Source organism: Curtobacterium guangdongense (assembly GCF_049341845.1).
Classification (GTDB): domain Bacteria; phylum Actinomycetota; class Actinomycetes; order Actinomycetales; family Microbacteriaceae; genus Curtobacterium; species Curtobacterium guangdongense.
In genome coordinates, this window is record NZ_JBMPIT010000010.1 from 15336 (window position 1) to 39386 (window position 24051).

The 24051-nt window shown below is 71.1% G+C and carries 23 protein-coding genes and 1 tRNA gene; 11 read left to right on the forward strand and 13 right to left on the reverse strand.

The features are described from left to right. Window positions 1–20 precede the first annotated feature (20 nt). The 3 genes from rplT to infC all read right to left on the reverse strand — a co-directional run bounded on the left by rplT (window position 21) and on the right by infC (window position 1378). Window positions 21–407, reverse strand: coding sequence for a 50S ribosomal protein L20 (gene rplT, locus ACO0E1_RS15635; protein WP_243562817.1), 387 nt, complete (start codon window positions 405–407; stop codon window positions 21–23). 27 nt (window positions 408–434) lie between these two features. After that, window positions 435–629 carry a 50S ribosomal protein L35 gene (gene rpmI / locus ACO0E1_RS15640; RefSeq protein ID WP_071298709.1) on the reverse strand — a complete coding sequence of 65 codons (195 nt, stop codon included), beginning with the start codon at window positions 627–629 and terminating at the stop codon, window positions 435–437. Between the two features lie 77 nt (window positions 630–706). Then, window positions 707–1378 (reverse strand): translation initiation factor IF-3, encoded by a 672-nt coding sequence (gene infC, locus ACO0E1_RS15645; RefSeq protein ID WP_281265755.1) that lies wholly within the window; start codon window positions 1376–1378, stop codon window positions 707–709. 298 nt (window positions 1379–1676) lie between these two features. Here infC and ACO0E1_RS15650 point away from each other — a divergent pair, with 298 nt between their 5' ends. Continuing rightward, entirely contained in the window at window positions 1677–2036 is a 360-nt protein-coding gene (locus ACO0E1_RS15650) for a DUF1844 domain-containing protein (RefSeq protein ID WP_281265756.1), read from the forward strand. A 66-nt stretch (window positions 2037–2102) separates the two neighbouring features. Here ACO0E1_RS15650 and ACO0E1_RS15655 read toward each other — a convergent pair whose 3' ends face one another. Next, window positions 2103–3410, reverse strand: a complete 1308-nt coding sequence (locus tag ACO0E1_RS15655; RefSeq protein ID WP_422875016.1) for a maltokinase N-terminal cap-like domain-containing protein — start codon at window positions 3408–3410, stop codon at window positions 2103–2105. Window positions 3411–3539: 129 nt separating this feature from the next. Between ACO0E1_RS15655 and ACO0E1_RS15660 the strand changes: the two genes are divergently transcribed. The 4 genes from ACO0E1_RS15660 to ACO0E1_RS15675 all read left to right on the forward strand — a co-directional run bounded on the left by ACO0E1_RS15660 (window position 3540) and on the right by ACO0E1_RS15675 (window position 8729). Then, on the forward strand, window positions 3540–5018 hold the full coding sequence (locus tag ACO0E1_RS15660; RefSeq protein WP_422875017.1) for a CHAD domain-containing protein: 1479 nt from the start codon (window positions 3540–3542) through the stop codon (window positions 5016–5018). 35 nt (window positions 5019–5053) lie between these two features. Further along, a complete protein-coding gene (locus tag ACO0E1_RS15665) occupies window positions 5054–5509 on the forward strand; it encodes a MaoC/PaaZ C-terminal domain-containing protein (RefSeq protein WP_422875018.1) in 456 nt (151 codons plus the stop codon). A 73-nt stretch (window positions 5510–5582) separates the two neighbouring features. Then, window positions 5583–7442 carry a glycoside hydrolase family 2 protein gene (locus tag ACO0E1_RS15670; RefSeq protein WP_422875019.1) on the forward strand — a complete coding sequence of 620 codons (1860 nt, stop codon included), beginning with the start codon at window positions 5583–5585 and terminating at the stop codon, window positions 7440–7442. 66 nt (window positions 7443–7508) lie between these two features. Next, window positions 7509–8729 (forward strand): hypothetical protein, encoded by a 1221-nt coding sequence (locus tag ACO0E1_RS15675; protein WP_422875020.1) that lies wholly within the window; start codon window positions 7509–7511, stop codon window positions 8727–8729. Between the two features lie 118 nt (window positions 8730–8847). Here the strand turns inward: ACO0E1_RS15675 and ACO0E1_RS15680 are convergent, their stop codons facing one another. After that, the gene (locus ACO0E1_RS15680) at window positions 8848–9876 is read right to left on the reverse strand and encodes an amidase domain-containing protein (protein WP_422875021.1); all 1029 of its coding nucleotides are present in this window, start codon (window positions 9874–9876) and stop codon (window positions 8848–8850) included. 43 nt (window positions 9877–9919) lie between these two features. Further along, complete coding sequence (locus ACO0E1_RS15685; RefSeq protein WP_422875022.1) at window positions 9920–10330, reverse strand: VOC family protein; 411 nt, start codon at window positions 10328–10330, stop codon at window positions 9920–9922. A gap of 118 nt (window positions 10331–10448) precedes the next feature. On the opposite strand from ACO0E1_RS15685, the gene ACO0E1_RS15690 reads away from it, so the two are divergent. Continuing rightward, window positions 10449–10832 (forward strand): hypothetical protein, encoded by a 384-nt coding sequence (locus ACO0E1_RS15690; RefSeq protein ID WP_422875023.1) that lies wholly within the window; start codon window positions 10449–10451, stop codon window positions 10830–10832. 29 nt (window positions 10833–10861) lie between these two features. Here the strand turns inward: ACO0E1_RS15690 and ACO0E1_RS15695 are convergent, their stop codons facing one another. Next, window positions 10862–12724, reverse strand: a complete 1863-nt coding sequence (locus ACO0E1_RS15695; protein ID WP_422875024.1) for a glycoside hydrolase family 25 domain-containing protein — start codon at window positions 12722–12724, stop codon at window positions 10862–10864. A gap of 246 nt (window positions 12725–12970) precedes the next feature. Here ACO0E1_RS15695 and ACO0E1_RS15700 point away from each other — a divergent pair, with 246 nt between their 5' ends. Then, entirely contained in the window at window positions 12971–13486 is a 516-nt protein-coding gene (locus ACO0E1_RS15700) for a hypothetical protein (protein WP_422875025.1), read from the forward strand. 72 nt (window positions 13487–13558) lie between these two features. Here the strand turns inward: ACO0E1_RS15700 and ACO0E1_RS15705 are convergent. From ACO0E1_RS15705 to galU, 4 genes are all read right to left on the reverse strand, one after another. Then, window positions 13559–13634: transfer RNA gene (locus ACO0E1_RS15705), tRNA-Ala, on the reverse strand. A 73-nt stretch (window positions 13635–13707) separates the two neighbouring features. Next, on the reverse strand, window positions 13708–14808 hold the full coding sequence (locus ACO0E1_RS15710) for a hypothetical protein (protein WP_422875026.1): 1101 nt from the start codon (window positions 14806–14808) through the stop codon (window positions 13708–13710). Window positions 14809–14934: 126 nt separating this feature from the next. Next, window positions 14935–15594, reverse strand: coding sequence for a GNAT family N-acetyltransferase (locus tag ACO0E1_RS15715; protein WP_281265767.1), 660 nt, complete (start codon window positions 15592–15594; stop codon window positions 14935–14937). A 91-nt stretch (window positions 15595–15685) separates the two neighbouring features. Continuing rightward, a complete protein-coding gene (gene galU, locus ACO0E1_RS15720) occupies window positions 15686–16576 on the reverse strand; it encodes a UTP--glucose-1-phosphate uridylyltransferase GalU (protein WP_281265768.1) in 891 nt (296 codons plus the stop codon). A 113-nt stretch (window positions 16577–16689) separates the two neighbouring features. Between galU and ACO0E1_RS15725 the strand changes: the two genes are divergently transcribed. From ACO0E1_RS15725 to mscL, 3 genes are all read left to right on the forward strand, one after another. Beyond that, a complete protein-coding gene (locus ACO0E1_RS15725; protein ID WP_422875027.1) occupies window positions 16690–17274 on the forward strand; it encodes a 5-formyltetrahydrofolate cyclo-ligase in 585 nt (194 codons plus the stop codon). A gap of 1 nt (window position 17275) precedes the next feature. Beyond that, window positions 17276–17560, forward strand: coding sequence for an FmdB family zinc ribbon protein (locus tag ACO0E1_RS15730; protein ID WP_422875028.1), 285 nt, complete (start codon window positions 17276–17278; stop codon window positions 17558–17560). Between the two features lie 72 nt (window positions 17561–17632). Continuing rightward, window positions 17633–18130 (forward strand): large conductance mechanosensitive channel protein MscL, encoded by a 498-nt coding sequence (gene mscL, locus ACO0E1_RS15735; RefSeq protein ID WP_422875029.1) that lies wholly within the window; start codon window positions 17633–17635, stop codon window positions 18128–18130. A 138-nt stretch (window positions 18131–18268) separates the two neighbouring features. Here mscL and ACO0E1_RS15740 read toward each other — a convergent pair whose 3' ends face one another. Next, window positions 18269–18853 carry a CDP-alcohol phosphatidyltransferase family protein gene (locus ACO0E1_RS15740; RefSeq protein ID WP_422875030.1) on the reverse strand — a complete coding sequence of 195 codons (585 nt, stop codon included), beginning with the start codon at window positions 18851–18853 and terminating at the stop codon, window positions 18269–18271. A gap of 312 nt (window positions 18854–19165) precedes the next feature. Beyond that, entirely contained in the window at window positions 19166–22846 is a 3681-nt protein-coding gene (locus tag ACO0E1_RS15745) for an AAA family ATPase (protein ID WP_422875118.1), read from the reverse strand. A 322-nt stretch (window positions 22847–23168) separates the two neighbouring features. Between ACO0E1_RS15745 and ACO0E1_RS15750 the strand changes: the two genes are divergently transcribed. Further along, window positions 23169–24041 carry an HpcH/HpaI aldolase/citrate lyase family protein gene (locus ACO0E1_RS15750; protein ID WP_422875031.1) on the forward strand — a complete coding sequence of 291 codons (873 nt, stop codon included), beginning with the start codon at window positions 23169–23171 and terminating at the stop codon, window positions 24039–24041. The last annotated feature ends 10 nt before the right edge of the window (window positions 24042–24051 follow it).

The window sequence follows — 24051 nt, forward strand, 5'->3', positions numbered from 1 at the left end:
TTCGGTGAGGGCAGTGACGACTACGCTGCGGCCTTCGGGGCCGAGGTGTCGGCCGGCAGGGCCTTCTTGGCCGTCTCGACGAGCGCGGCGAAGGTGTCGGCGTTGTTCACGGCGAGGTCGGCGAGGATGCGACGGTCGACCTCGACGCCGGCCAGGTTGAGACCCTGGATGAGGCGGTTGTAGGTCAGGCCGTTGGCGCGGGACGCAGCGTTGATGCGCTGGATCCAGAGGCGACGGAACTCGCCCTTCTTCGCGTGACGGTCGCGGTACGCGTAGACGAGGGAGTGGGTGACCTGCTCCTTGGCCTTGCGGTACAGACGCGAACGCTGGCCGCGGTAGCCCTCGGCGCGCTCGAGGATGACGCGGCGCTTCTTGGCGGCGTTGACCGCTCTCTTTACTCGTGCCATTGCACTATTCCTTTACGATCCGGGGGCTCAGTGGCCGAGGAGCTTCTTGACGTTCTTGGCGTCACCCTTGGCGAGGACCTGGTCCTCGTTGAGGCGGGCCTTGCGCTTGGAGGACTTGACCTCGAGGTTGTGACGCATACCGGCCTGCTGCTTCATGATCTTGCCGGTGCCGGTGACCTTGAAGCGCTTCTTCGACCCGGAGTGGGTCTTCTGCTTGGGCATGGTGGTGCCTTTCCGTGGGGTGGATGGGGAGCCGCTTCGTTGCGGGGTCGGTCTGGTGAGTCCGAGTGGGCCCTGACCTATTCGGCCGGGGACTCGGCGGGTGCCGTTTCCTTCGACTCGGCGGGTGCCGCATCGTCCGGCTTCGCCTTCGAGGCGTGCTCCGACGCACGACGCTCGGCCTTCTCGGCCGCGCGCTTGGCGTTCTGTTCGCCCTTGACGTCGGACTTGTTCTTGAGCGGAGCGATGATCATCGTCATGTTCCGGCCGTCCTGCGTCGGACGCGATTCGACGACGCCGAACTCGGCGATCTCCTCGGCGAACTTCTGCAGGAGTCGGACACCCTGTTCCGGACGCGACTGCTCGCGACCACGGAAGAGGATCATCGCCTTCACCTTGTCGCCACCGAGGAGGAAGCCCTCGGCGCGCTTGCGCTTCGTCTCGTAGTCGTGCACGTCGATCTTCAGGCGGAAACGGACCTCTTTCAGGTCGGTGTTCACCTGGTTGCGACGGGCTTCCTTGGCCTTCTGAGCGGCTTCGTACTTGAACTTGCCGTAGTCCATGATCTTGGCCACGGGCGGCTTCGAGTTCGGCGCGACCTCGACCAGATCCAGCTCGGCTTCCTGCGCGAGGCGCAGTGCGACGGCGATGGGGACAACGCCGACCTGCTCGCCCTGGGGTCCGACAAGACGGACCTCGGGGACGCGGATTCGGTCGTTGGTACGGGGATCGGGAATGCGGAGCTCCTTCAATCAGTGGTGGCCGTCCGGGGCGTTTGCCTGGACGACGGCACGAGAGGAGATCTGACGCACGGATCGGGACCCGTTCGGCAGCCGCCCGACTCCTGCACCACTGGACGCTGCCAGTCGTGCCGGACTGCCGAACGCTGGCGCTCGGCGGAGCGGTGGTGACCCGGTAGCCTGGTGGTTCGTGGCCGCGGGTGGGAGTGACTCCTCTTCGTGATGTTGTCCGCCGGTCCGGTCTGGTTCTCGCGAATCGTTCCGGGCACACGGACAGCATCTGCCGCGAAGAGTCTAACAGAGGAGCACCGTGACCGACACCCCGCCCAACATCCCCGTCGACGACGCCGACGACGCCGCCCGGGACATCTCGGAGGTGCCCGCCGTCGAGTTGATCAACACGGTGGCCGTGCACCTGCTGAGCGCCGCCGCCGTGAAGGTCGGGCTGGCGGACGACCCGCAGGAGCAGACCGACCTCGACGAGGCGCGCAAGCTCATCACCGCGCTGGCCGGCCTGGTCACCGCGGCCGCCACCGAGATCGGCGACCACCACGCCCGTCCGCTGCGCGACGGGCTCCGCTCGGTGCAGCTCGCCTTCCGCGAGGCATCGGCCATCCCGGACGCTCCGGGCGCCGGTCCCGGCGAGAAGTACACCGGTCCCGTCAACTGAGGACCTGACGGACGGGAGGCTCGTGGCGGCGCCGCCACGAGCCTCCCGTCCGTCGTGTGCTCCTGATCAGTGCGCGGAGCGCGCCGCCAGGCGCGTCACGGCCGCCACCGGGATGCCGACCCAGGTCGGGCGGTTCCGCGCCTCGTAGACAACCTCGTAGACGGCCTTGTCGATCTCGAAGGCGTCGAGGACCTCGCGGTGTGCGCGGAGGTCGACGCCGATCCCTCGTTCGTAGCCATCGAGGAACGCTGCGCGGGCCTCGTGCGCCCACGCCCCGGCATCGACGGGGTCGTCGTCGTGCGCGAGGGCTCCGGCGACGTAGTCGAACGAGCGCAGCATGCCGGCGACGTCTCGGAGCGGGACATCCGGGAGCGAGCGTTCGTGCAACGGCCGGAGCGGCTCGCCCTCGAAGTCGAGGAACACCCACCCACGCGGCTCCGGCGCGGACAGCACCTGGCCGAGGTGCAGGTCGCCGTGGATCCGCTGGAGTGGCGGCCAGGCCACGTCAGCGGCCCGTGCGTAGACCGCCCGGACGGCGTCGGCGTGCTCGGCGATCTCCGGCACCTCGGCGGCGGCGGCCTCGAGCCGGGCGTGCATGGTGTCGATCGCGGTCCGGATGCGGTCGGGGGTCGCGGCCTCGGTCGGCATCACGCCCGCGAGGGTCACGTGCACTTCGGCGAGCGCGGCGCCGAGCCGGTCGGCTCCCGCTGCGAAGGAGTCGCCTCGGCGTGCGTCGTCGAGCGCGACCCGCCAGGCATCGTCGAGGCCGGGGAGGAACTCCTGCGCGAAGGCGAGGTGGCCGCTCGCCACACCGTCGGCGCGTCCGACGTCCGGCCACTCGCCATGGAGGGCGCCGAAGACCTTCGGGACGCGGGCGGAACCGGCTGCGGACAGTGCCTGCTGGGTGGTGACGTCGGGGTTGTCGCCGTGGTGCAGCACCCGGAAGACCTTCACGATGACGGTGCCGCTGTGCTCGGTCTCGCAGATGATCGAGGTGTTCGACTGCTCACCGCGGAGGACCCGGGCGCTCTGGACGGGGCCGACGGGGGTGAGGGACTCGGCGCCGGCGTCGATCTGCGCGAGGAGCCAGCGGGCGTAGGCGGGGTCGTGGGGGCCGTCGTAGGTCGCGGGGGTGTCGGGGGCTGCGTCGCTGTCGATGCGCGCGTACTCCAGACCGGTCACCGCGTGCGCGTGCTCGGTCGTGGGGACCTGGTACAGGACGGCCCCGGTCCGGGCGTCGTCGATCACGAACCGGGTGGCGATCTGCGCACCGTCGGAGGTGTCGTCCGTCCGGGCGATCGTCCGGAGGCTCGGTGTCCCGCCCTTCGCGGCGTACCAACGTTGGCGGGCCATCCACTGTGCGACGTCGCTCATGCGTCAGGAGGCTACGCGAGAGCTCGGGTCGCCGTCCCAGGTCCTCCACAACGCGCGACTTCGACAGGGGTGTCCACATGATGCGGATGCCGACGCACGGACGCCGATCCGCGGACGACACTGGCGTGCATGGAGACCTCACCACCCGCCGCCGCTGACGTCCTCGCCGAGCCGCGGCACACCTGGCGCATCCCGGACGGCCGACGACTGCCCGCGATCGACCCGTACTCGGACGCGGTGCACCGGACTCCCCCGGTCACCGTGCGCGAGACCGTCTGGGACACCGACGACCGGGTGCTCGCATTCGAGGGCATCGAGCTCCTGCGTGCCGAGGACGGACCGCCCACCTGGACCATCGACCGCGGCGACGGTCCGACTCCTGTCCCGGACGACCTCGACGGTGCGACCGCGCCGTCGGACGACGGTCCTCGGGTGCCGCGCGGCGTGGTGGAGGTGTTCCTCCGCGGTCGCACCGTCCGACCCGTCCGGGTCCGGGACACCACGACGACCCTGGTGGTGGTCCGCGGCAAGGACGGGAAGGTCCGCGTCGAGGTCGCCGACGTCCGCATCGACGAAGGCGACTCCGACACCACGCTGGTGACGAGCGGCCGGTGGTGGGCGCTCACCGACGACGGGCACCCCGGCTCGATCGCACGCTCGGTCGAGCGAGCGCTGACGGACGCGGCGGACGATCCCGGCCGATCCGACCGCGGGCCGGTGCCGCGCCTGGCACCAGCGCGCCGTCCGGCCAGCGCACGGGCGCACCTGCCGCGTTCCGGGACCGCGGCGGCCTTCGTCCGGGACACGCTCGTCGAGTTCCGGGCCGAACTCGTCGCCGCCGACCCCCTGGTGCGTGCCGACGAGCGCGATGCGGTGCACGCGTTCCGCAAGGTCCTGCGTCGGACCCGCAGTGTGCTCGCGGCGTTCCGCGGGGCCCTCGACCGCGACGCCACCGAAACGCTCCGTGCCGCACTCGCGCAGATCGGTCGAACGGCGGGGACGGCCCGCGACGCCGAGGTCCTGCGTGACCGGCTGCTCCGATCCGCGGCACGGACCCCGGCCGGCTACGTCGACGCCCGGACGCTCGATCGACTCGGTTTGCGATTCGAGGACGTCCTGGCGACGTCCGCGGCGGAACTCCGGCAGACCCTCCGGACAGCGGCGTGGTTCGATGCCCTCGACGCCCTCGACCGGTTGGTGGACTCCGCGCCGACGGGAGGGCACGCCCGCGATGACGCCTCGGCGTTCGTGACCGCGCGGATCGAACGGGAACGCGCACGGCTGGCGAAGACCCTCGACCGGAGCACGGGCGACCTCGTGTCCCTGCACGAGACCCGGAAGGCGGCACGTCGGTTGCGGTACGCACTGCAGGCCGCCGGTGGGCTCGGGGATGTGGGGAAGCGCCGGCTCGGACGACTCCGGCGGATCCAGGAGACCCTCGGGGACGCGCTCGACGCCGCCCACGCCGCGGATGCGTACCGGCAGGCCGCCCTCGACGCTGCGGCCGACGGCGAGGACACGTTCGGGTACGGAGCGCTGGCGACGTCCGAGCGCGCGGTGGTCGAGCAGCGGATCACGGAGGGGCGTCGGCTCCTCGCGGGACTCTGATCGGCCGCGGGCACGGGCTCTGCGAAGATGAGCGGGTGCCGCACTACCTCGAGGACCTCGCCGCCGGACAGACCTTCACCACCCCGGGTCGCACGATCACCGAGACGGACGTCATGTCGTTCGCCTCGTGGACGAACGACAACAACCAGGTGCACACCGACGTCGAGTTCGCCGCTCGGACCCGGTACGGCCAGCGCGTGGTGCACGGCATGCTCGGCGCGTCGCTCTGCCTCGGCCTGATCGCCCGCACCGGTGTCTTCGAGGGATCGGCGGTCGCCCTGCTCGGCATCGACCAGTGGCGGTTCACGGCCCCGGTGTTCATCGGGGACACGGTCACGTGCGAGGTCGAGATCCTCTCCACCCGGCTGACCAGCTCTGGCACGACGGGGATCGTCGAGCGCACGGTCACCCTGCGGAACCAGCACGGCGAGGTCGTGCAGCAGGGTCGGATGGACGTCATGGTGCTGACGCGGGACGCAGCGATCGGCTGAGTCGTCCCGGAATGGTCTCGGCAATCGGTGCTCGCCGGTTTACAACGATGTAGGACTGGTCCACCATGGACGCATGAGCACGCTCGACGGCACCGTCGCCGCACCCAACAGCACGCCAACGCACGGCCTCCCCCTCGCCAGTCGCCAGGACGGCACGTACCCCCGCCCGCAGATGCTCCGCGAACAGTGGGCCGACCTCGACGGGACGTGGTCGTTCCGCAACGACGGCGACGACACCGCGTGGCGTGCGGGCTTCCCGGACGCCAGGGACATCGTCGTCCCGTTCCCGCCGGAGTCCGTCGCGTCCGGCATCGACGAGCCGGGCTTCCACCCGGTGGTCTGGTACTCCCGCACGATCACCCGGTCCGACCTCGAGGCCGCCGGGTACGGCACGAGCAGCCCCCGGCTCCTGCTGCACTTCGGCGCCGTCGACTACCGCGCCTCGGTCTGGATCGACGGTGCGTTCGTCGGATCCCACGAGGGCGGCCACACGCCGTTCGGCTTCGACGTGACGGATGCCCTCGCCGGTGACGCCGACGCCGTGCACACCCTGGTGGTCCGTGCCGAGGACGACCCGCACGACCTCACCCAGCCACGCGGCAAGCAGGACTGGCACGAGGACCCGCACGCCATCTGGTACCGCCGGACCACCGGGATCTGGCAGACCGTCTGGCTCGAAGCCGTGCCGACCGCGTCGATCGAGTCCCTCCGCTGGACGAACGTCGACCACGAGACCGTCCGCCTGACCGTCCGCATCGCCGGTGTCCGGGCCGGCGGCGACCGCATCCGCGTCGAGGCGTGGTGGGACGAGCGTGACGAGCACCTCGCGACCATCGAGGCGACGCTCGGCGACACCGCGGACGAGTTCGACGTGGTCGTGCCGATCGCGCGGCAGTCGAACGGGCAGGCCGAGGACGAGCTGCACTGGACGCCGGAGACCCCGCGACTGGTCGACGCCACGGTGACGCTGCTCGACCGGGCCGGCACCACGGTCGACACGGTGGCGAGCTACTTCGGCCTGCGGACGGTCGGCGTCGACGGCGGCGTCTTCGTGCTCAACGGCCGGAGCTACGACGTCCGCAGTGTCCTGAACCAGGGCTACTGGCCGGACTCGCACATCGCCGCTCCGTCGCGAGCGGCACTCCGCCGCGAGGTCGAGCTCATCAAGGAGCTCGGCTTCACCGCCGCACGCAACCACCAGAAGATCGAGGACCCGCGGTTCCTGTTCTGGGCGGACCGCCTCGGCCTGCTCGTCTGGGGCGAGGCACCCGGCGCCTACGCGTTCTCACCCCGTGCCGTGCAGCGACTGATGCGGGAGTGGATGGACGCCGTCGAACGCGACGCCTCGCACCCGTCGATCGTGACCTGGGTGCCGGCCAACGAGAGCTGGGGCGTCCAGCACATCAACACCGACCCGGCGCAGCAGGCCTACGCCAGGTCGCTCGCCGACGTCACGCGGGCGCTCGACCCGACACGTCCGGTCATCTCGAACGACGGCTGGGAGCACACGAACTCCGACATCATCACCATCCACGACTACGACGGGAACGGGGAGAGCCTCGCGCGCCGGTACGCCGACGACGCCGCACGCACGGAGCTGTTCCACGGGATGGGGCCGGCGGACCGCTGGGTGCTCGTCGGTGGCGCCGAAGACCACGGTCAGCCGGTGATGCTGACGGAGTTCGGCGGCGTGAACTACCAGCCGGGTGCGCAGCGCGAGGACGGGTGGGGCTACACCTCGGCCTCGGACGGCGACGACTGGATCGTCCGCATCACCGCGCTGTACGACGCGATCCGCGCGAGTTCGTTCCTCGCCGGCTCCTGCTACACGCAGCTGACGGACACGATGCAGGAGACGAACGGGCTGCTGAACGCCGACCGCACCCCCAAGGTGCCGATCGAGCAGATCCGGCGAGCGGTGACGGGGCGTTAGCCGGGTTCTCCACAGTCACCGGTCCGCGGTCCCGGCCGCGGTGTCGGGTCTGGGAGGATCGCCTCCGTGACCAACGTGGCGGAAGCGAGCCAGGCCTCCAGGCCGGTGCTGCGTTCCCTGCTGTCCGGGCCGCGCAGCGCGTGGACCGCACCGCTCGTGATCTGGGCGGCCTCCCGGATCGTGAGCACGCTGCTGCTCGCGGCGATGTACGTCGTCGCGACGGCGAGTGGATGGGACTTCGCCTCGTACCGGAAGGACCCCTCGTTCTTCACGTTCTCCGGGTCGTGGGACGCGTCGTCCTACCGGACCATCGCGGAGCACGGGTACCCGTCGACGCTGCCGACCGACGGCGACGGGCACGTGCTCCCCAACCCGTGGGCGTTCCTGCCGGTGTTCCCCGCCCTGGTCCGCGCTGTGATGTCCGTGACCGGCGGGTCCTTCTGGGTCGTGGGTGTGCTCGTCGCGGCGATCGCCGGCGCCGGTGCGTGCGTGTTGCTCTACCGCCTCGTCCTCGCCGTCGGGTGCTCGCACCGGGCGCGGTGGGCGACGGCACTGTTCGCGTTCGCACCGACCGGGTTCCTGCTGCAGGTGGCGTACGCCGAGACCACGTTCCTGGTGCTGCTCTTCGGCGGGCTGCTCGCGCTCGTGCACCGGCGGTACTGGCTGGTCGCGGTGCTCGGCACGATCGCGGCGTTCGCCAAGCCCGGCGTCCTGGCCCTCGCGGTCGCGCTCGCCGCGCACCTCGTCGTCCGCTGGGTCGGGCTCGTCCGTCGTCGCGAATCGTTCCCGTGGCGAGACCGGATCGCGATCGTCGTCGCGGGGCTCGTCGTCGCGGTGGCGGGGCTTGCGTGGCCGGTGATCGCGAGCGCGGTGACCGGACGGCCGAACGCGTACCTCGACACCGAGCTGTCGTGGTGGGTCGGGTTCGTCGGACGGCAGCACTTCGCGCCGCTGACCCCGTGGTTCGTGATGGCGGGGCGGTGGCTCGGGCCGATCGGCATCGTGCTCGTCGTGCTCGTCCTCGTCGGCGCGCTCTGGTTCTTCCGAAGACGCGACGTGCGGGCGCTCGGGCCGGAGGTGCTCGGGTTCACCGCGTCGTACGCGCTCTACCTCGTCGCGGTGTTCCTGCCGCAGCAGAGCCTGCCGCGGTTGCTCATGCCGATGGCACCGCTGCTCGGGTCGGACGTGTTCGTCCGGACACGACGGCGGGCGCTGACGTGGCTGGTCGTCGGCGTGTGCCTGCAGCCGGTCGCGATCGTGCTGCTCTGGTTCCTCGGGTACCCCTAGGGCCGGCGGCGGGGCGCGGTCGCGCGGTCGAACCGTGCAAAGGACACAGCACTGCGGAGATGCGCGGTGCTGTGTCCGGATCGCGGTGCTGTACCGGACCGCCGCCCGGCGTCCAGCGTCAGGCGTCGAACGTGTGGAACCAGGCCGTGCCGCCGGGGTGCTGCACCGTGATCATCTCGTCGAGGTCGCGGTACGGGCCGTCCTGGTTGTGGCTCGCCGACTTGATGCGGATCGTGCCGTCCGGCTCCGTGAAGACCTCGGACACGATCGTGGTGTGGTCCGGGGAGTCGTTGTGGTTCCAGTCGAAGAACACGATGTCCCCGACCTTGACCTTATCGCGCTCGTCCAGGGTCCGGCGCGTGAGACCGAACGTCGCCGCGTTCGTCGACATCCACGGGTCCATCGCCGGGCAGTACGTCCACGTCGCGGAGTGTGCGGCGCCTCTGGAGCGGCTGTACCAGTCGTCGCGCTGCTCCCAGCCGCGGGCGATCAGCGTCTGGCTGACGTAGTTCGCGCAGTCGCCACCGATCGGGTTCATGGTGCCGTACTCGGCGAGGTTGTAGTCCTTCCAATACCGCATCGCGTACTCGAGCTGCCGGTCCACCGCGGTCAGCGCGGCGTAGGCGAGCGAGGTGGTGGCGAGCGCCGTCGAGGCGTCGGGCGCCGGCGACGCGGTCGGCGTGGGGGTGGCGCTCGACGAGTCCTGGGTGGCGCCGGACTGACCGTCGTTCGCGGCGCTGCCGTTGCCGTCGGAGCTCTGGTTCGCCGACGCGACGGGCGTCAGCTCCGAGTCGAACAGCGCGACGTCCGCGGACCCCGCGGTGTACATCGCCTGGTGCGGCGCCGTGAACGTCACCTTCGTCGCGGTGGCCTGGACGTCGCGTGCGACGATCCCGCCCACGGTGACGCCGCGGACCGCAGCGAGGCCGGTGCCGGTCACCGTCACCGTCACGCCGCCGGCGAGGGGGACCTGCGCCGGCTCGAGCGCGGTCGCGGCGGGAGCGGCGGTCGAAGCACCGGACGCCGACGGGGACGACGACGGACGGGCGCCGCCGTCGGACGACTTCGAGCACGCGGCGACGGCGAAGCCGACTCCGGCGACACCGGCGAGGGACAGGAGCGAGCGGCGCGTGAACGAGGAAGCCATGACCGGACCAGGCTACGTGATCCCGTCCGGGAAACGGCGGACTTCAGCGACCGGTGATGTTCACCAGCCAGCTCACCCCGAACCGGTCGGTGAGCATCCCAAACTCGTCACCCCACGGCGCCTTCGTCAACGGTTCGATCACGGTGCCGCCCTCGGAGAGCCCGGCGAAGAACCGGCGCATGTCCTCGGCGTCGTCGCCCGACAGGGAGACCGAGATGCTGCTGCCCGACGTGTAGCCCATGCTGTTCGGGGTGTCGGCGCCCATGATCAGGTACCCGTTCGGTGTCTCGAGCTGGCCGTGCATGATCTTGTCCGCCTCGGCCGGGTCCTCGGATGCGTGCATCTCCCCGAACGTGCTCAGCGTCAGCTCACCGCCGAACACCGAATGGTAGAACTCCATCGCGGCCCGGGCGGTGTCGCGGAAACCGAGGTACGGGTTCAGTCGCGAGGTCATGGTGGGCTCCTTCGTCCGCCCGCGGCGAGCGTCGCGGCGCGCACGGTCATCGTGGCACCGGCCACACAGCCTCGCAACGATGGTTCCGCTCCGGCATCATCGACGCCAGACTGATGCCATGCCCGAGAGCCACGACTTCTTCGCGTCCACTTCCCCCGACCAGGTCCGCGCCACGGTGCGCGAGGCGTTGGCGTCCGAGGGCTACACCGTCGAGGACGGCGAGCAGGGGTCGCTCCGCGCCACCCGCGGCAAGCTCGGCCTGACACTGCTCATCGGCGGACTCGCGAACGACCGCACGTTCCACACGACGCTCGCGGTGCAGATCATGGTCACGCAGGACGGACAGACCGTCGCGCGCCTGCTGCGCGGCTCGGGCAAGTCGGCGCTCAAGGGCGGGGCGATCGGCGTCTCGCGCGGCAACCGCGCGTTCGAGCAGGCAGCGAACGCGATCCACGGCCGACTCGCCGCCACGGGCGCGCTGACGGCCAGCATCCCGGGCTGAGTCGCGTTCTCGACCCGCGCCTCAGTGCGTCAGCTGCAGGACCAGTCGCGGTCGATCTCGCCGGTGCCGTACGGCGTGACGTACTGCGTCATCAGGATCGGCCCACCCGCGATCGGCGTCCCGCTGCAGGCGGCCTGCGCCTGGGCGAGCGTGCCGTCGCCGATGGCGACCCAGCTCGGCAGCGGGCGGATCGTGCTCGTCGCCGGCACGGTGCCCATGATCTGACCGAACTGGAAGCCGGTCGAGTAGATCCCGAGCTCGTCGATGCCCTTGTCCGAGTAGGCCGCGATCATGCCCTCGAGCGTGGCGCGGTTCTGCGTGACGTCCGCCTGGTGCGAGAGCCCGGTCTCGACGTCGAGCCACCAGCGGTACTGCCCGGGATCGCTCAGCTTCGTGAAGCCCACGTTCGCGGCGGCGCGGCCGTACCCGTACACGTAGGAGCACGCCCGGGTGGTCCGCGCGGTGCCGTCGGTGGCGGGCGTGCAGGCGCCGTAGGGGCTCCCCGTGACCGTCGACCCGGCGAACGAGTTCGACGTCGGCCAGTTCACGTCGGGGGCGGCACCGGGGTTCTGGACGAGGGCGTAGAGCTGCGTGTCGTCCTGTGCGGTTCCCCCGGCCGAGTTCGCCGCCCAGCCGAGCTGCGTCGTGAAGCACGGGTTCGGCTGGTTGCCGAGCTCGCCGTTGACCCCGACGATCCCGAAGGACTGGTCGGCGGGGATCGTCTTGCCGCACTGCGGCCAGGAGACGTCGACGCCGGTTCCCGAGCCGGTCGACCCGTCGACGAAGTACCCGACGACGTCGACGTAGACCGTCGCGGTCCCCGAGGAGACCTTCGCCTGGACCTGCCCGGCCGCGGCGAGGGGAGCGATGAGCGCGTTGCCGATCGTCTGCCCAGGGGCGTAGATCTGCGTCGGCACGCTCGATCCCAGGCCCGCACCGGTCACACGGAGGAACCCGTTGTTGGTACCACCGCCCACCTTGGCGTTGATGACCGCGGCGGTCGCGTTGCGCGGGACACCGGCCGTGCCGGCGACCGTGATCGTCCGCGCGGTCGTGGTCGCCGGGACGGTCGCCGCGCGCACCGGGTCCGCCGGGACGAAGACCGATCCGGTCGACACCGGTGCGTAGTAGCCGACGACGTCGGCGAGCACGGCCGCGCTGCCCGCGGACACCAGCATCTGGACCGCTCCGTCCGACAACGCGACCGTCGTCGTGTTCGCAACGGTGACACCGGCTCGGTAGGTGAGCGTCACGACACCGGCGGAGTCACCGGACGGCGTGATGCGGAGCGTGCCGCTCGCGGCCGGCTTGGTGACGTCACTCTGGAGGACCACCGCCGTCGCGTTCGCCGGGACACCTGCCGTCCCCGCGATCTGGACGCGCTGCGGCGCCGTGGTGGCCGTCGACTTGATCACGTTCGTCGGTGGCAAGGGCGTGTAGGTCGACCCCGATGCACTCGTGCCGTACCAGCCGGCGACGTCGAGGGCGACCTTGCCCGAGCCGGCCGACAGCCGGACCGTGGCCTTGCCGTTCGTCAGTCCGACGGTCGTGGTGCCGGAGATCTGCTGCCCGGTCGAGAAGTTCTGCACCGACGGACGCACCGTGCTGCCGGCGGGCGCGATGCTGATGTACCCGTTCGCGGTCGGAGCGGTGACGGTGGCCGTGAGCACGACGGCGGCCGCGTCGGTCGGTACCGCGTCGGCACCGCCGAGTGTCACCGTGGTCGCGGTCGTGCCGACCGTGCCGCTCCACGCACGAGCCGGAGCGACGGGGGTGAAGCGTCCGGTGGTGGGGGCCGCGGCCTCAGCAGCGGCCACCGGGCCGGCGAGGACCAGACCCGCGACGACGGCGAGCGTCGTTCCCAGAGCGACGACGGTGGACCTGAGACGCATGCGTACCCCTCTTCTGCGAGCGACCCGGTGGGTGCACCGGGAGTCTAGGGGGAGGAGGTTGCCGAGCACACCATCGACGTCGCGCGTGGAGCGGAGGACACAGGCCGCCCGACGTGACCGGATGACGGTCGGGAGGCTCGTGGCGGCGTCGCCACGAGCCTCCCGTCCGTCACGATCCAGTCTCGAGCCGATCTCGATTCCGCAACCACGGTCCGCCACCTGATCCCGGTCCGTCAGGATCGACACATGGGGAACCTCCGATCCGTCCGCCCGTCCGTCCTCGGTGCAGCGCTGCTGGCGTGCGCCGCGCTCGCGCTCACCGGGTGCTCGTCCGCCGACACCGCCGCCGACCGGACGCCGTCGTCCACGCCCACCCCGGCGACGCCGACCGCCGCCGCCGACCCGGACCCCGTCGTCATGGACGAGGACCAGAGCGCCCCGGCCGTCTGCGGCCAGCTCAGCGCGCTCTCGACGATGACGCTCAACGGGCGCGTGGGGCTCCAGCAGGGCGACGTGACCGAAGCCGGCCTCGAGGCCCTGCTGTCGGCCGCACGCTTCGGCTACGAGCACCTGTCGAGCACGGACACGCGCCTGTCGAACGCCATCGCGTACGCCCAGCGGTACCTCGAGGAGCACCCGGCCCCGGAGTCGGGACCCGCACTCGACGACTCCCCCGAGTGGGACCTGGCGATGCGGTCGCTCAACACGGCGTGCCAGGAGGCGGGATCCTCGGTCGTGTCGACCGCACAGTACGGCGGCTGACCGGCCGACAACACAGCAGGCCCGGACCGTGTGGTCCGGGCCTGCTGTGTTGCGGTGCCGTGTTTCATGCCTTGGTGGAGCTAAGGGGATTCGAACCCCTGACCTTCTCATTGCGAACGAGACGCGCTACCAACTGCGCCATAGCCCCAAGTGCTCGACCACACTAGCACCCGCCAGGCCCGCACCGAAATCGATCGGGACCCGCCGGGCGTGCCGCGATCTCAGACCGCGCGGCGGCGACGCATGATCGCGTCGAGGTCGGCCTGCTCGTACGCATCGTCGCCGATGACGCCCATGCCCGCCCACTTGCTGGGCTGTTCCGGCGCGGCCTGCGGGGCCGGCGCGGACTGACCGGGTTGCTCCGTCGACGTCGCCGTCGGTGCGGCCCGCAACCCGAGCCGCTCCGCGAGCCGACCCTGGTCGTGCGCCGACAGCGAGGCGACCGCTTCCTCGACGTCCGGGCGCATCCGCGACACCGTGGCGAGCGAGGGGTCGACGTCCCCGGCCCGGATCGCCGCGGCCTCGGCGTCCGCCTCGGCCTTGGCTGCGGCGACGCGCTCCTTGAGCCGCGCGGCGAGTTCCGCCGACGACTCCGGGGACGCCACGGGAGCGGCGGGCCGTTCCACGTACAGCGGCTTCGGCACACGGCCGGGTGTCCAGGTCCGCTCCGTCGCCGGCGCCTCGGTCGGCTGTTCGCTCGTGAGCGGCGGGGCGGGATCGGTCCAGGCCGTCGCCGGACGGGAGGCACGGGTCGCGCCGGCAGGAGCCGCTGCGGCCCGCGCCTTCCGCGCCTGGGCGACCTGGTGCAGCTGGGCGAGGACCGCTGCGGACCCGCCGGCGGCGACGATGCCGGCGACGGCGACGAGCCACGCGCCGGGTGCTGCGACGAGCACCACGAGCGCGACGACGAGGCCGAGCACGCCGAGGCCCGTCGCGCCGAGCCGCGAACGACGCATGCGCATCGCGGTCAGCGCGGGGACCGCCGAGGCCCGCTCGAGCGCCGGACCCTGCTCCGCGAGTCGTCGGGTGATCTCACGCTGCCGTGCGGCTTCGTGCGCGCGGACGATCGCCGAGCGCTTCGCCTCTTCGGACTTCGCGACCTTCTGCGCCTCGGCGAGGGACTTCGCGTTCATCTCGATGCGGACCTCGTCCGGGAGCTCGGCCGTCTGCGCGAGGATCCGGAGGGTCTGCTGCAGCCGGATCGCGTTCCGCTCGGTGGCGAGGTACTGGCGACGGGCTGCCCACGAGGGCATGAGGTAGACGAGCCACAGCACTGCGGCGACCAGCAGGACGATGCCGCCGCCCCATGACCCGATTCCCATGGGGAGAGGCTAGGGGCGGGGGTACTTCGCGCTCGTGATTGCGGGGCGTGTGTTGCGCGTGTCGTCGGGAGATTCGGGGGCGCGGGCCGGTTCAGGCGCGCGGGCCGGTTCGCGGCGCTGGTCGGTTCAGGCGCGCGGGCCGGTGATGATCGGCATGGCGGCCTCGTCCCGCGCGGCGAGGGGCACGCTGCCGACACCCGGGGGCACCTGTCCGCGGACCCAGCGCTCGAGGATGCCCTCGCGCACCTCTTCGGCGACGAGCGCGAAGCAGAAGTGGTCGCGCCAGTCCCCGTTGATGTGGATGTACCGCCTGCGGAGCCCCTCGTACCGGAACCCGAGCTTCTCGACGACCCGGAGCGACGGGGCGTTCTCGGGACGGATGCAGATCTCGATGCGGTGGATGCCGACGGTGCGGAAGCAGTGGTCGGCGGCCAGTGCCACGGCGATCGGCGTGACGTTGTGGCCGGCGGCGTTCTCGACGACCCAGTAGCCGATCGAGGCACTGGCGAGCGATCCGTACGTCACGCCGGAGACGTTGAGCTGGCCGACGAATCGACCGTCGAGCTCCATCGCGAACGGCAGTCCGAGTCCCGCGCGGGCGTTGGCCTGGAGCGCGCGGATCGAGCCACGGACGTCGGTGGACACGTGGCCGGACGGGTTCGTCGCCTCCCAGGTGCGGAGCCAGGAGCGGTTCGTCGCGAGCGCCGCGTCGAGGTCACGGGTGTCACGGAGCCGGAGGGGGCGGATGGTGACCCGCCCGTGGGACAGGGTCGGGATCGTCGTCATCGCTCAGGTTCCTCCGGTGCCCCGGGGAAGCTCCGGAGCGGGGTGTCCCGCACGGGTCCGGCGGTACCGGACCCGTGCGGGATGGGTCGACTCATTCGCCCGCGTTGAACTCCTTCAGCCACGACTTGAGGTCGGGGCCGAGGTCATCGCGGTCCGAGGCGAGCTGCACGATCGCCTTGATGTAGTCGAGTTTGTCACCGGTGTCGTACCGGCGTCCACGGAACACGACGCCGTACACGCCGCCGGTCCACTCCTCCGCGCTCGCCATCTTCATGAGCGCGTCGGTCAGCTGGATCTCGCCGCCCTTGCCCGGCTCCTGCTTCTCGAGGACGTCGAAGACCTCGGGGCGGATGACGTAGCGGCCGATGATGGCCAGGTTGGAGGGCGCTTCGCCCTGCGCCGGCTTCTCGACGAGGCCGGTGATCTTCACGACGTCGTCGGTGTCGGTCTCCTCGACCGTGGCGATGCCGTAGAGGTGGGTCTGCGACTCGGGGACCTCGAGGAGGGCCACGACGGTCGCGTTCTTCTCCCCCTGGACCTCGATCATGCGCTGGAGCAGCGGGTCGCGGGCGTCGATGATGTCGTCACCGAGGAGCACGGCGAACGGCTCTCGGCCGACGTGCATCTTGGCGCGGAGCACCGCGTGGCCGAGGCCGAGCGGGTCGCCCTGTCGGACGTAGTGCATGTCGGCGAGGTCCGTGGACTGGTTCACCTTCTGCAGCTTCTCGTGGTCGCCCTTCTTCTTGAGGGTCTCCTCGAGCTCCGACACGTGGTCGAAGTGGTTCTCGAGTGCGTTCTTGTTGCGCCCGGTGATCATCAGCACGTCGGTGAGTCCTGCGCCGACTGCCTCTTCCACCACGTACTGGATGGCTGGCTTGTCGACGACGGGGAGCATCTCCTTCGGCATCGCCTTGGTCGCGGGGAGGAAGCGGGTGCCCAGCCCTGCCGCTGGGATCACCGCCTTGGAAATCTGGAAGCCCATGTCCATGACCGTATCGGATGCCCCCATTACGGGGACGTAAACGAAGGGAGGACACGGGATGAGGACACGATCAGACGGAAAGCCGCATCAGCGCGATCGTTAGACTCCCTCGCATGATCCCCGATCTCGGCAACGAGAAGCGCGCGCTGCGGGCCGAGCTCCGCCAGCGCCGACGCACCAGGACCACGACCGAACGCGACGACGACACCGCGGCACTCACCGAGACCCTGCAGCGGTTCGCCGAGGAGCGCCAGGTCGAGTCGATCGCCCTCTACCTCTCCGCATCCGACGAGCCGAACGTCCGACCGTTCCTGAACTGGGCGTTCGAGCGCGACATCCGCGTGCTGCTGCCCATCACCCGCGAGGACGGGTTGCTCGACTGGGCGGTCGGCGACGGGTCGAGCGAGACCGAGGGGATCTCCGGCATGCCCGAGGTCGTCGGCGAGGTGCTGTCCCCGCTCGCGATCAACGACGTCGACGCGATCCTCACCCCGGCCGCCGCGGTCGGACACGACGGCGTCCGGATGGGCTGGGGTCGCGGGTACTACGACAAGACCCTCGGGTCCATGGCGAAGCGTCCGCCCGTCTATGCTGTGATCTTCGACGCGGAGTACCTCGACGAGGTCCCGCGCGAACCCCACGACGAACCCGTTGACGGCATCATCACGCCGTCGCGCATCATCACGTTCCGGAGCTGACGTGCCCACCTACTCGTACCGCTGCACCGAGTGCGACACCGCGTTCGACATCAAGCAGTCGTTCTCCGACGCCACGCTCACCGAGTGCCCCACGTGCGGCGGTGTCCTGCGGAAGGTGTTCTCGCCGGTCGGCGTGACGTTCAACGGCGGCGGCTTCTACCGGACCGACTCCCGCCCGGCGCCGAAGTCCGAGGGCTCGTCCAGCAGCGCGCCCGCGAAGTCCGAGTCCGCGAAGCCCGCACCGGCCGCCGCACCCGCTGCACCCGCGAAGCCCACCGCGTCCTGACGTCCGCCCCGCCTCCTCGCTAGGTTTGACTGGTCGCCGCCCGGCGGCCGTCCTCGACCCGGAAGGAGACCCGTGAAGGGCTTCAAGGAGTTCCTGCTCCGCGGAAACGTGATCGACCTGGCCGTCGCTGTGGTCATCGGTGCCGCGTTCACCGCCATCGTGACCTCGATCGTCACGAACGTGATCAACCCGCTGATCGGTGCCGTGTTCAACGCGTCGATGCTCGACAAGACGCTGATCGTGCACATCCCGACCGTCTCCGGTGGGGACGCCTCCCTGAAGTTCGGCGCGGTGATCGGCGCGGCCATCAACTTCATCATCATCGCCGCAGTGGTCTACTTCGCGCTGATCCTGCCGGTGAACCACCTCATCAAGCGCACGTTCGCCAAGCTCCAGAAGGACGAGGAGCAGACGCCGCAGGACGTCCCGCCGACCGACGTCGAGGTCCTCGTCGAGATCCGCGACCTCCTCCGGTCGCAGCAGGGCCGCGCGGCGGCCGGCGCGGGCGCCCACGTCGCCCCGAACGACGCCCCCGAGGGCCCGGGGCTCCCGAGCACGACGAAGCTCTAGCGCGGACGGATCGCGCCCACGCGGCACCGATCGCTACCGCACAACCGAAAGCCACTCACACCGCGGACTTCCGCGGCGCGAGTGGCTTTCGGTTGTGCGAAGGGACGAGGCGGGCGACACGGACGGGCGCCGGGCGGGTCAGGACGCGGCGGTCACGCGCCGCTTCTGCACCATCGCGGCGAAGTACTGCGCACCCGCGAGGACGTGGCCGACGGTGCCGAGCCACACGAACACGAGGGCGGTGATCCGGATCCAGGAGTGCTCGGACGCCCACGACGTCTCCGAGAACAGCAGCACGGGCAGCCCGACGAAGAGCAGGGCGGAGCGGATCTTCCCGGTCCAGGACACCTTGAGGTCGGGATCGCCGCGGAACCAGACGCTCGACAGCACCGCGAGCAGGGCGTCGACCACGACGATGATCACGACGACGATCCACGGCAGCAACCCGACCAGCACCAGGGAGAGCACGACGGCGATGATCGCGAGCCGGTCGGCCACGGGATCGAGCGCGGTGCCGAGCTTGGACCCCTGGTCGAACTTCCGCGCGATGAAGCCGTCCGCCCAGTCCGAGACGCCGAGGACCACGAGCGAGACCAGCGCCCAGCCGGGGTGCCCCTGCACGACCAGGACCACGAACACCGGGATGAGCAGGAACCGGACCAGCGTGATGAGGTTCGGCCAGGTCTGCCAGTCGGGGCGCTCGCGCACTGCGGGGTCGGTCATCAGCTGCTCTCGTCGGGGGCCGGGGCCTCCAGCGTACCTACCCCCAGTGGGGAGGGCGGTCGCCGAGCAGCCGGGCGTCGTTCTCGCCGCGGTCGTGCCGGGGCGGCTCCGGAGCCGGGGACGGGTCGGAGCCCGGCACCGGCTGGGTGGTGACGCGCCTGCTGCGCCGCTCCGAGCCTCCAGACCGATCCGGGGTCACCACGGGGCGGACGGGAGGCTCGGGTGCGGCCGCGTCGTCGGCTCGCGACCACGTGCCCACCAGTTGGTCCGTGCCGGGCGTGACCGGACCGGCGGGCCGGGAGGCCCTCCGGCTCATCGACGGGCGGGGACCGGCGGGATGCTGATCTCCTGCGTTGCCCCACGGTCGACCCCGAGGACGGCCGCGACCGTGTTCGCGACCCGGTCCGGGTCGGAGAACAGCTGGAAGGCGTGCACGCGCACGTAGTGCCAACCGAGCCGGCGGAGGACTTCAGGACGCAGCCGCAGCGACTCGCGGAGCGACCCCTGCTGGAGCGTCGCATCCGTCTCGATCGTGACGCAGACGCCGCCGTGCGCAGCCACCAGGCCGAGCTTGCCGCGGTGCCCGAGCGCGACGGGGATGCCGCGCATCTCGAGGCGCCGCGCCAGGTCGACGAGCAGCGGGTCGGAGTCGTCCGGGACGTACTCGGCGGTGGTGCGGGCGCGGACCTCGGCGAGGATCTCGGCCAGCGCGACGGTGCCGTGGCCCATCCGCTCCGCCTCGATGTCGGACGGCTGGAAGCACGTGACGATGACCATCGAGCGACGCGCACGGGTCATCGCGACCGCGAGGAGCCGCTCGCCACCTGGCTTGCCGAGCGGACCGAAGTCGCGGAGGACCCGGCCGTGCGGGGTGCGGCCGTAGCCGATCGAGAACACGACGCGGTCGCGGCTCTGCGCCACCGACTGCTCGAGCGTGGCGACGATGAACGGCTCCGCGCGGTCGCCGATGACGAACTCGGTGAGGTCCTTGTGGCCCTGGGCCGCGGTGAGCACGGCCTGTTCGACACGGACGGCGTGCTTCGCCGATGCCGTGATCACCATGAGCGACTCGGTGGGACGGGTGCGGGCGTGGTCGATGACGAGCCGGACCACGCGGTCCACCTCGGCGTCGACGCTCTCCACCGCGCCGGACTCGGGGTCGGGGACGGCCTTGCCGTCGCTCACGTAGTCGAGCGCGATCGAGCCGTGGCCGAGGAAGGAGCCGGCCCACGGCAGCGACTCGATCCGGCCGCCGTAGAAGCGACGGTTGACGAGCTCGGCGAGGTCCTCGCCGCCGGCGCGGTACGACGTCGTCAGGGACAGGGTCGGCAGCAGGGTCGAGAGCTTCGCGAGCGCGGAGTCGGCGTGCAGGGCATCGAGGGTCTCCTCGTCGACCTGGAGCGCGCGGTGCGTCGGGTCGACGGCGATTCGGAACGGGGACGGCGTCTGCGTCACCGGGTCGCCGAACACGACGGTCTGACGAGCACGGCGGACGGCGTCGACGGTCTCGGCGATGGTGACCGCCCCGGCGTCGACGAGGATCACCGTGTCGAACGGCATCGTGTCGGCGATCTGCGGGACCTCGTACGGGGATGCGAGCCACACCGGCGCGATCGAGCGGGACAGGTGCGGCGCGGAGTCCTGCAGGAGTCGCGAGGTGATCGCGCCGTCCTTGAGCTGGGTCTTCAGCGCTGCCGCCTCTTCCGGCCAGTCGACGAGGCCGACCTTCCAGTTCTCGGCGAGCTGCCACGCGAGTCCCTGCGAGACACCCGCGGCGTGCGCGTCGTCGACGAGGCGGAAGTCGGCCTCGACCCGGTCGAGCATGTCGGTGTTCGCGCCGAGCAGTGCCCGGTCGGACTCGAGCATCGTCTCGAGCGCCGACTGCCACCAGGCGAGTTCGAGCTCGGCGGGCACCTGGGTGTCCGGGACGTGCCGGTTGGCGAGGTCGGTGATGAGCGGCTCGAGCTGCAGGTCGCGGAGCGTCTGCATGAGCTCGGTGCGCTCCTGCAGGTTGTGCAGGACGTCGGAGTCCGCCGCGAGCGTGCCGATATACGGCACGAGGTCCTCGACGGGCATGTTCGCGAGCTGCTCGTCGCGGCTGGTGCGACCGAGCGGCTCGTCGAGGCGCGCGAGGTCCTCGACCACGTTCGAGAACAGCACCTGGACGTCCGCGATGCCGGTGGGCACCTCGGGGTTCACGCCGGCGGCGACGTAGCGCTGCCAGAGCACCCGCTGCTGCTGCACGCGGGTGAGCGCTTCGTGCAGGTCGGACACGTGCACACCCGGTCGGACGTACTCGCGCGCCAGCTTCTTCAGCCGGCGACGGTTGGTGCTCGACATCGGGGCGCCCTCGCCGCGGGGCGCGGTGGCGGCGACGAGCTCCGAGACCGAGCGGTCGAACACCACCGGCAGGAAGCGGTCGAGGGTGTCGCGGATCTCGGTGAGCAGGCGCAGGTAGATACCGAGCTCGTTCACCGTGGTGAACTGCCGCATCCGGGTCGACGCGATGAGCTCGTGCGCCCGCTGGAGCAGCGTCGGCAGGGCGCCGTCGTGCAGGTCCTTCGCGATCTTGTGCGCGCGCTGGGCGCCGTCGCTCGACGAGAACTTCGCGCCGTACCAGGGCGAGTCGTCCGGGCCGTAGCGGAACTCCCCGAGGTTCGCGGCGCTGACCATCGTCTCGGCGACGCGGGAGCGCCCCTGGACCATGGCGGCGACGGACTGCTTCGAGAGCCGTGCCGTCGTCGACGGCGGGACGGGCAACAGCGACAGTCGGGAGAGCTCGACGAGGCAGTCGAGGACGCTGACGCCGAAGTCGCGGTCGGTGCGGGAGAGCGCGCCGCGGTAGTCCTTCAGGACCTTGCGGAGACGGACCAGGGCGTCGTCGACCTCGCGGAGGCTCGGACGGGTCGCCTTCTCGTTGCGGGCGATGGCCCGGACGACGTCACGGCGGAGCGTCGAGGGCGTCACGGCGACACCGGGGAGCTGGACCTCGGCGAACCGCGCGGCGATCCCGCGCAGGGTCGCTCGGCGCGGGCTCACCACGAGGACGCGCTTGTTCGCGGCGACGAGGCCACCGAGCGCGTTCACGATGGTCTGCGTCCCGCCGGTACCCGGGAGAGTCTTCACGACGATCGAGTTGCCGGCCGTGATCTGCGCGATCACGTTCTCCTGCTCGTCGTCGGCGTCGAGCAGCAGCGTGTCGGTGTCGGGGCTGCGCTCGTCCGACGGGGTCTGCTCGACCGGACGGTAGGACTGCTCGACCTGCCACTTGGCGCTCGGGTTGCCGGCGAGCGCGTCGAGCACCGGGTGGGAGAGGTCCTTCGTGTCCTCGACCAGGCCGGTGGCGACCTCGGCGAAGGTCGACACGACGAGCCGGGCGTGCACGGAGAAGCCGGGGATGTGCGCGGTCAGCCCGCGGAGGCGGTCGATCACCGGGTTCGGGGTGAACGAGCCGTCCTGCTGTGCGAGCGCGACGAACGTCTGCGCGTCGAGCGTGACGCCGAACTGCTCACGGAGCGCGTCGGCGAGCGCGGGGTTGAGGACGGGTTCACCGAGCAGCCGGACCTCGAAGTCACGGCCGTGGCGACGGATCGCGAGCGGACGGAGGAGCACCGGGCCGCGGTACTGCTCGTCGCCGTGCTTCCAGTCGGCCATGCCGATGCCGAGGTTCACGGCGTCGATGCCGCGGACGGTGGCGAGCTCGGTGCCCTTCGCCTCGACGTGTCCTGCTGCGATGCGCGCCGCGCGGAGGGCGACCTCGTCGCGGATCAGGCTCGACAGCAGGGTGGTCTTGCCGGTGATGAACTGCGCGAGTCCGCCGGGGTGCGTCGTGGAGAGCTCGATCCTTGCACGCGGGTGGTCCGCGAAGTGCACGAGCGGGCTGGTGCCGCCGACACCGGCGAGCTGGGAACGCCAGGCGTCCCAGACCGGCTCGGCCGCGTTCGTCGCCGTGAGCCGCGGGTCGCCGAGGCTGATCGCGTGCGGGCTCGTCATCTGGAGCTCCGGCCGGAGCGAGCGGTCCAGGTCGTCGTCGTTCGGGTCTGTGATGGCGTCCGCGGTGCTCGTGGTCTCGTCCTGCCCGTGCTGCTGCTGCTGGTCGTCGCCCCCGACGTGCTGGTCGTCCCCCGAGGCGCGCGAGTCCTCGGCGGAGACGTCGTCGTTCACGTCGTCCTCGCCGCCGGTCACTCTGTCCGCGCGCCACACAACGCCCACTGTAAGCGGAAGCGTCCGTCGTCTCTGGCAATGAACCGAGGTTTCGGGCAGATCGGGCGACGCACGGACGGTTCGCCACCCCGGACTGTGGTACCAACGTGGCATGGCCATCGACGACCGCACCGCCCCGTCCACTGCCGTTCCCTCGCGGCGTCGATCGGTCCCCGCCGAGATCTCGCGCTCGTGGCTCCTCGTCGCCGGGACCGCGTCCGACCGATTCGATTCCGCCACACGTTCCCGGGCGGATCAGGTGATCCTCGACATCGAGGACGCCGTGGACCCTGCCGCGAAGCCCGCCGCCCGGTCCACCGTGGCCGAGTGGCTGACGGGCGGCGGCGACGCCTGGGTGCGGATCAACGACGTCACGACCGACTTCTGGGCCGACGACGTCGAGGAGCTCCGCGGCCTGCCCGGTCTGCAGGGCGTGATGCTCGCGAAGACCGAGAGCCCCGCGCAGGTCACCGACACCTGGCACCGGCTCGGCGGACAGACCCCGGTGATCGCCCTCGTCGAGTCCGCCCTCGGCATCGAGGAGGCGACGTCGATCGCCCGGGCGCAGGGCGCGTTCCGGCTGGCCTTCGGCAGCGGCGACTACCGCCGTGACACCGGGACCTCGGCGGACACGCTCGCGATGGCGTACCCGCGGTCCCGGCTCGTCGTGGCGTCCCGCGTGGGCGACCTGCCCGGTCCGATCGACGGCCCCACGGTGGGCTCGTCGCACCCGATCCTCCGCGAGCAGTCGCAGGTCGCGGTGTCCCTCGGGCTCACCGGGAAGCTGTGCCTCGACACCGAGCAGCTGCCGGTCATCAACGAGGTCATCTCCCCCACCCCGACGGACGTCGCGTGGGCTCAGGACTTCCTCGACGACTTCGAGGCGCGCGGGCGCGTCATCCGCGACGGCTCCGACCTGCCGCGACTCGGCCGTGCACAGAAGATCCAGCGACTCGCCGAGGCCTTCGGCGTCGAAGCGCGTTAGGGGTACCGCG

Excerpts from the sequence above, each read along its gene's own strand:
- rplT (WP_243562817.1), bottom strand. The coding sequence starts at position 407 with ATGGCACGAGTAAAGAGAGCGGTCAACGCCGCCAAGAAGCGCCGCGTC.
- rpmI (WP_071298709.1), bottom strand. The coding sequence starts at position 629 with ATGCCCAAGCAGAAGACCCACTCCGGGTCGAAGAAGCGCTTCAAGGTC.
- ACO0E1_RS15655 (WP_422875016.1), bottom strand. The coding sequence starts at position 3,410 with ATGAGCGACGTCGCACAGTGGATGGCCCGCCAACGTTGGTACGCCGCG.
- ACO0E1_RS15660 (WP_422875017.1), top strand. The coding sequence starts at position 3,540 with ATGGAGACCTCACCACCCGCCGCCGCTGACGTCCTCGCCGAGCCGCGG.
- ACO0E1_RS15670 (WP_422875019.1), top strand. The coding sequence starts at position 5,583 with ATGAGCACGCTCGACGGCACCGTCGCCGCACCCAACAGCACGCCAACG.
- ACO0E1_RS15680 (WP_422875021.1), bottom strand. The coding sequence starts at position 9,876 with ATGGCTTCCTCGTTCACGCGCCGCTCGCTCCTGTCCCTCGCCGGTGTC.
- ACO0E1_RS15685 (WP_422875022.1), bottom strand. The coding sequence starts at position 10,330 with ATGACCTCGCGACTGAACCCGTACCTCGGTTTCCGCGACACCGCCCGG.
- ACO0E1_RS15690 (WP_422875023.1), top strand. The coding sequence starts at position 10,449 with ATGCCCGAGAGCCACGACTTCTTCGCGTCCACTTCCCCCGACCAGGTC.
- ACO0E1_RS15695 (WP_422875024.1), bottom strand. The coding sequence starts at position 12,724 with ATGCGTCTCAGGTCCACCGTCGTCGCTCTGGGAACGACGCTCGCCGTC.
- ACO0E1_RS15700 (WP_422875025.1), top strand. The coding sequence starts at position 12,971 with ATGGGGAACCTCCGATCCGTCCGCCCGTCCGTCCTCGGTGCAGCGCTG.
- ACO0E1_RS15710 (WP_422875026.1), bottom strand. The coding sequence starts at position 14,808 with ATGGGAATCGGGTCATGGGGCGGCGGCATCGTCCTGCTGGTCGCCGCA.
- ACO0E1_RS15715 (WP_281265767.1), bottom strand. The coding sequence starts at position 15,594 with ATGACGACGATCCCGACCCTGTCCCACGGGCGGGTCACCATCCGCCCC.
- galU (WP_281265768.1), bottom strand. The coding sequence starts at position 16,576 with ATGGGCTTCCAGATTTCCAAGGCGGTGATCCCAGCGGCAGGGCTGGGC.
- ACO0E1_RS15725 (WP_422875027.1), top strand. The coding sequence starts at position 16,690 with ATGATCCCCGATCTCGGCAACGAGAAGCGCGCGCTGCGGGCCGAGCTC.
- ACO0E1_RS15740 (WP_422875030.1), bottom strand. The coding sequence starts at position 18,853 with ATGACCGACCCCGCAGTGCGCGAGCGCCCCGACTGGCAGACCTGGCCG.
- ACO0E1_RS15745 (WP_422875118.1), bottom strand. The coding sequence starts at position 22,846 with ATGACGAGCCCGCACGCGATCAGCCTCGGCGACCCGCGGCTCACGGCG.
- ACO0E1_RS15750 (WP_422875031.1), top strand. The coding sequence starts at position 23,169 with ATGGCCATCGACGACCGCACCGCCCCGTCCACTGCCGTTCCCTCGCGG.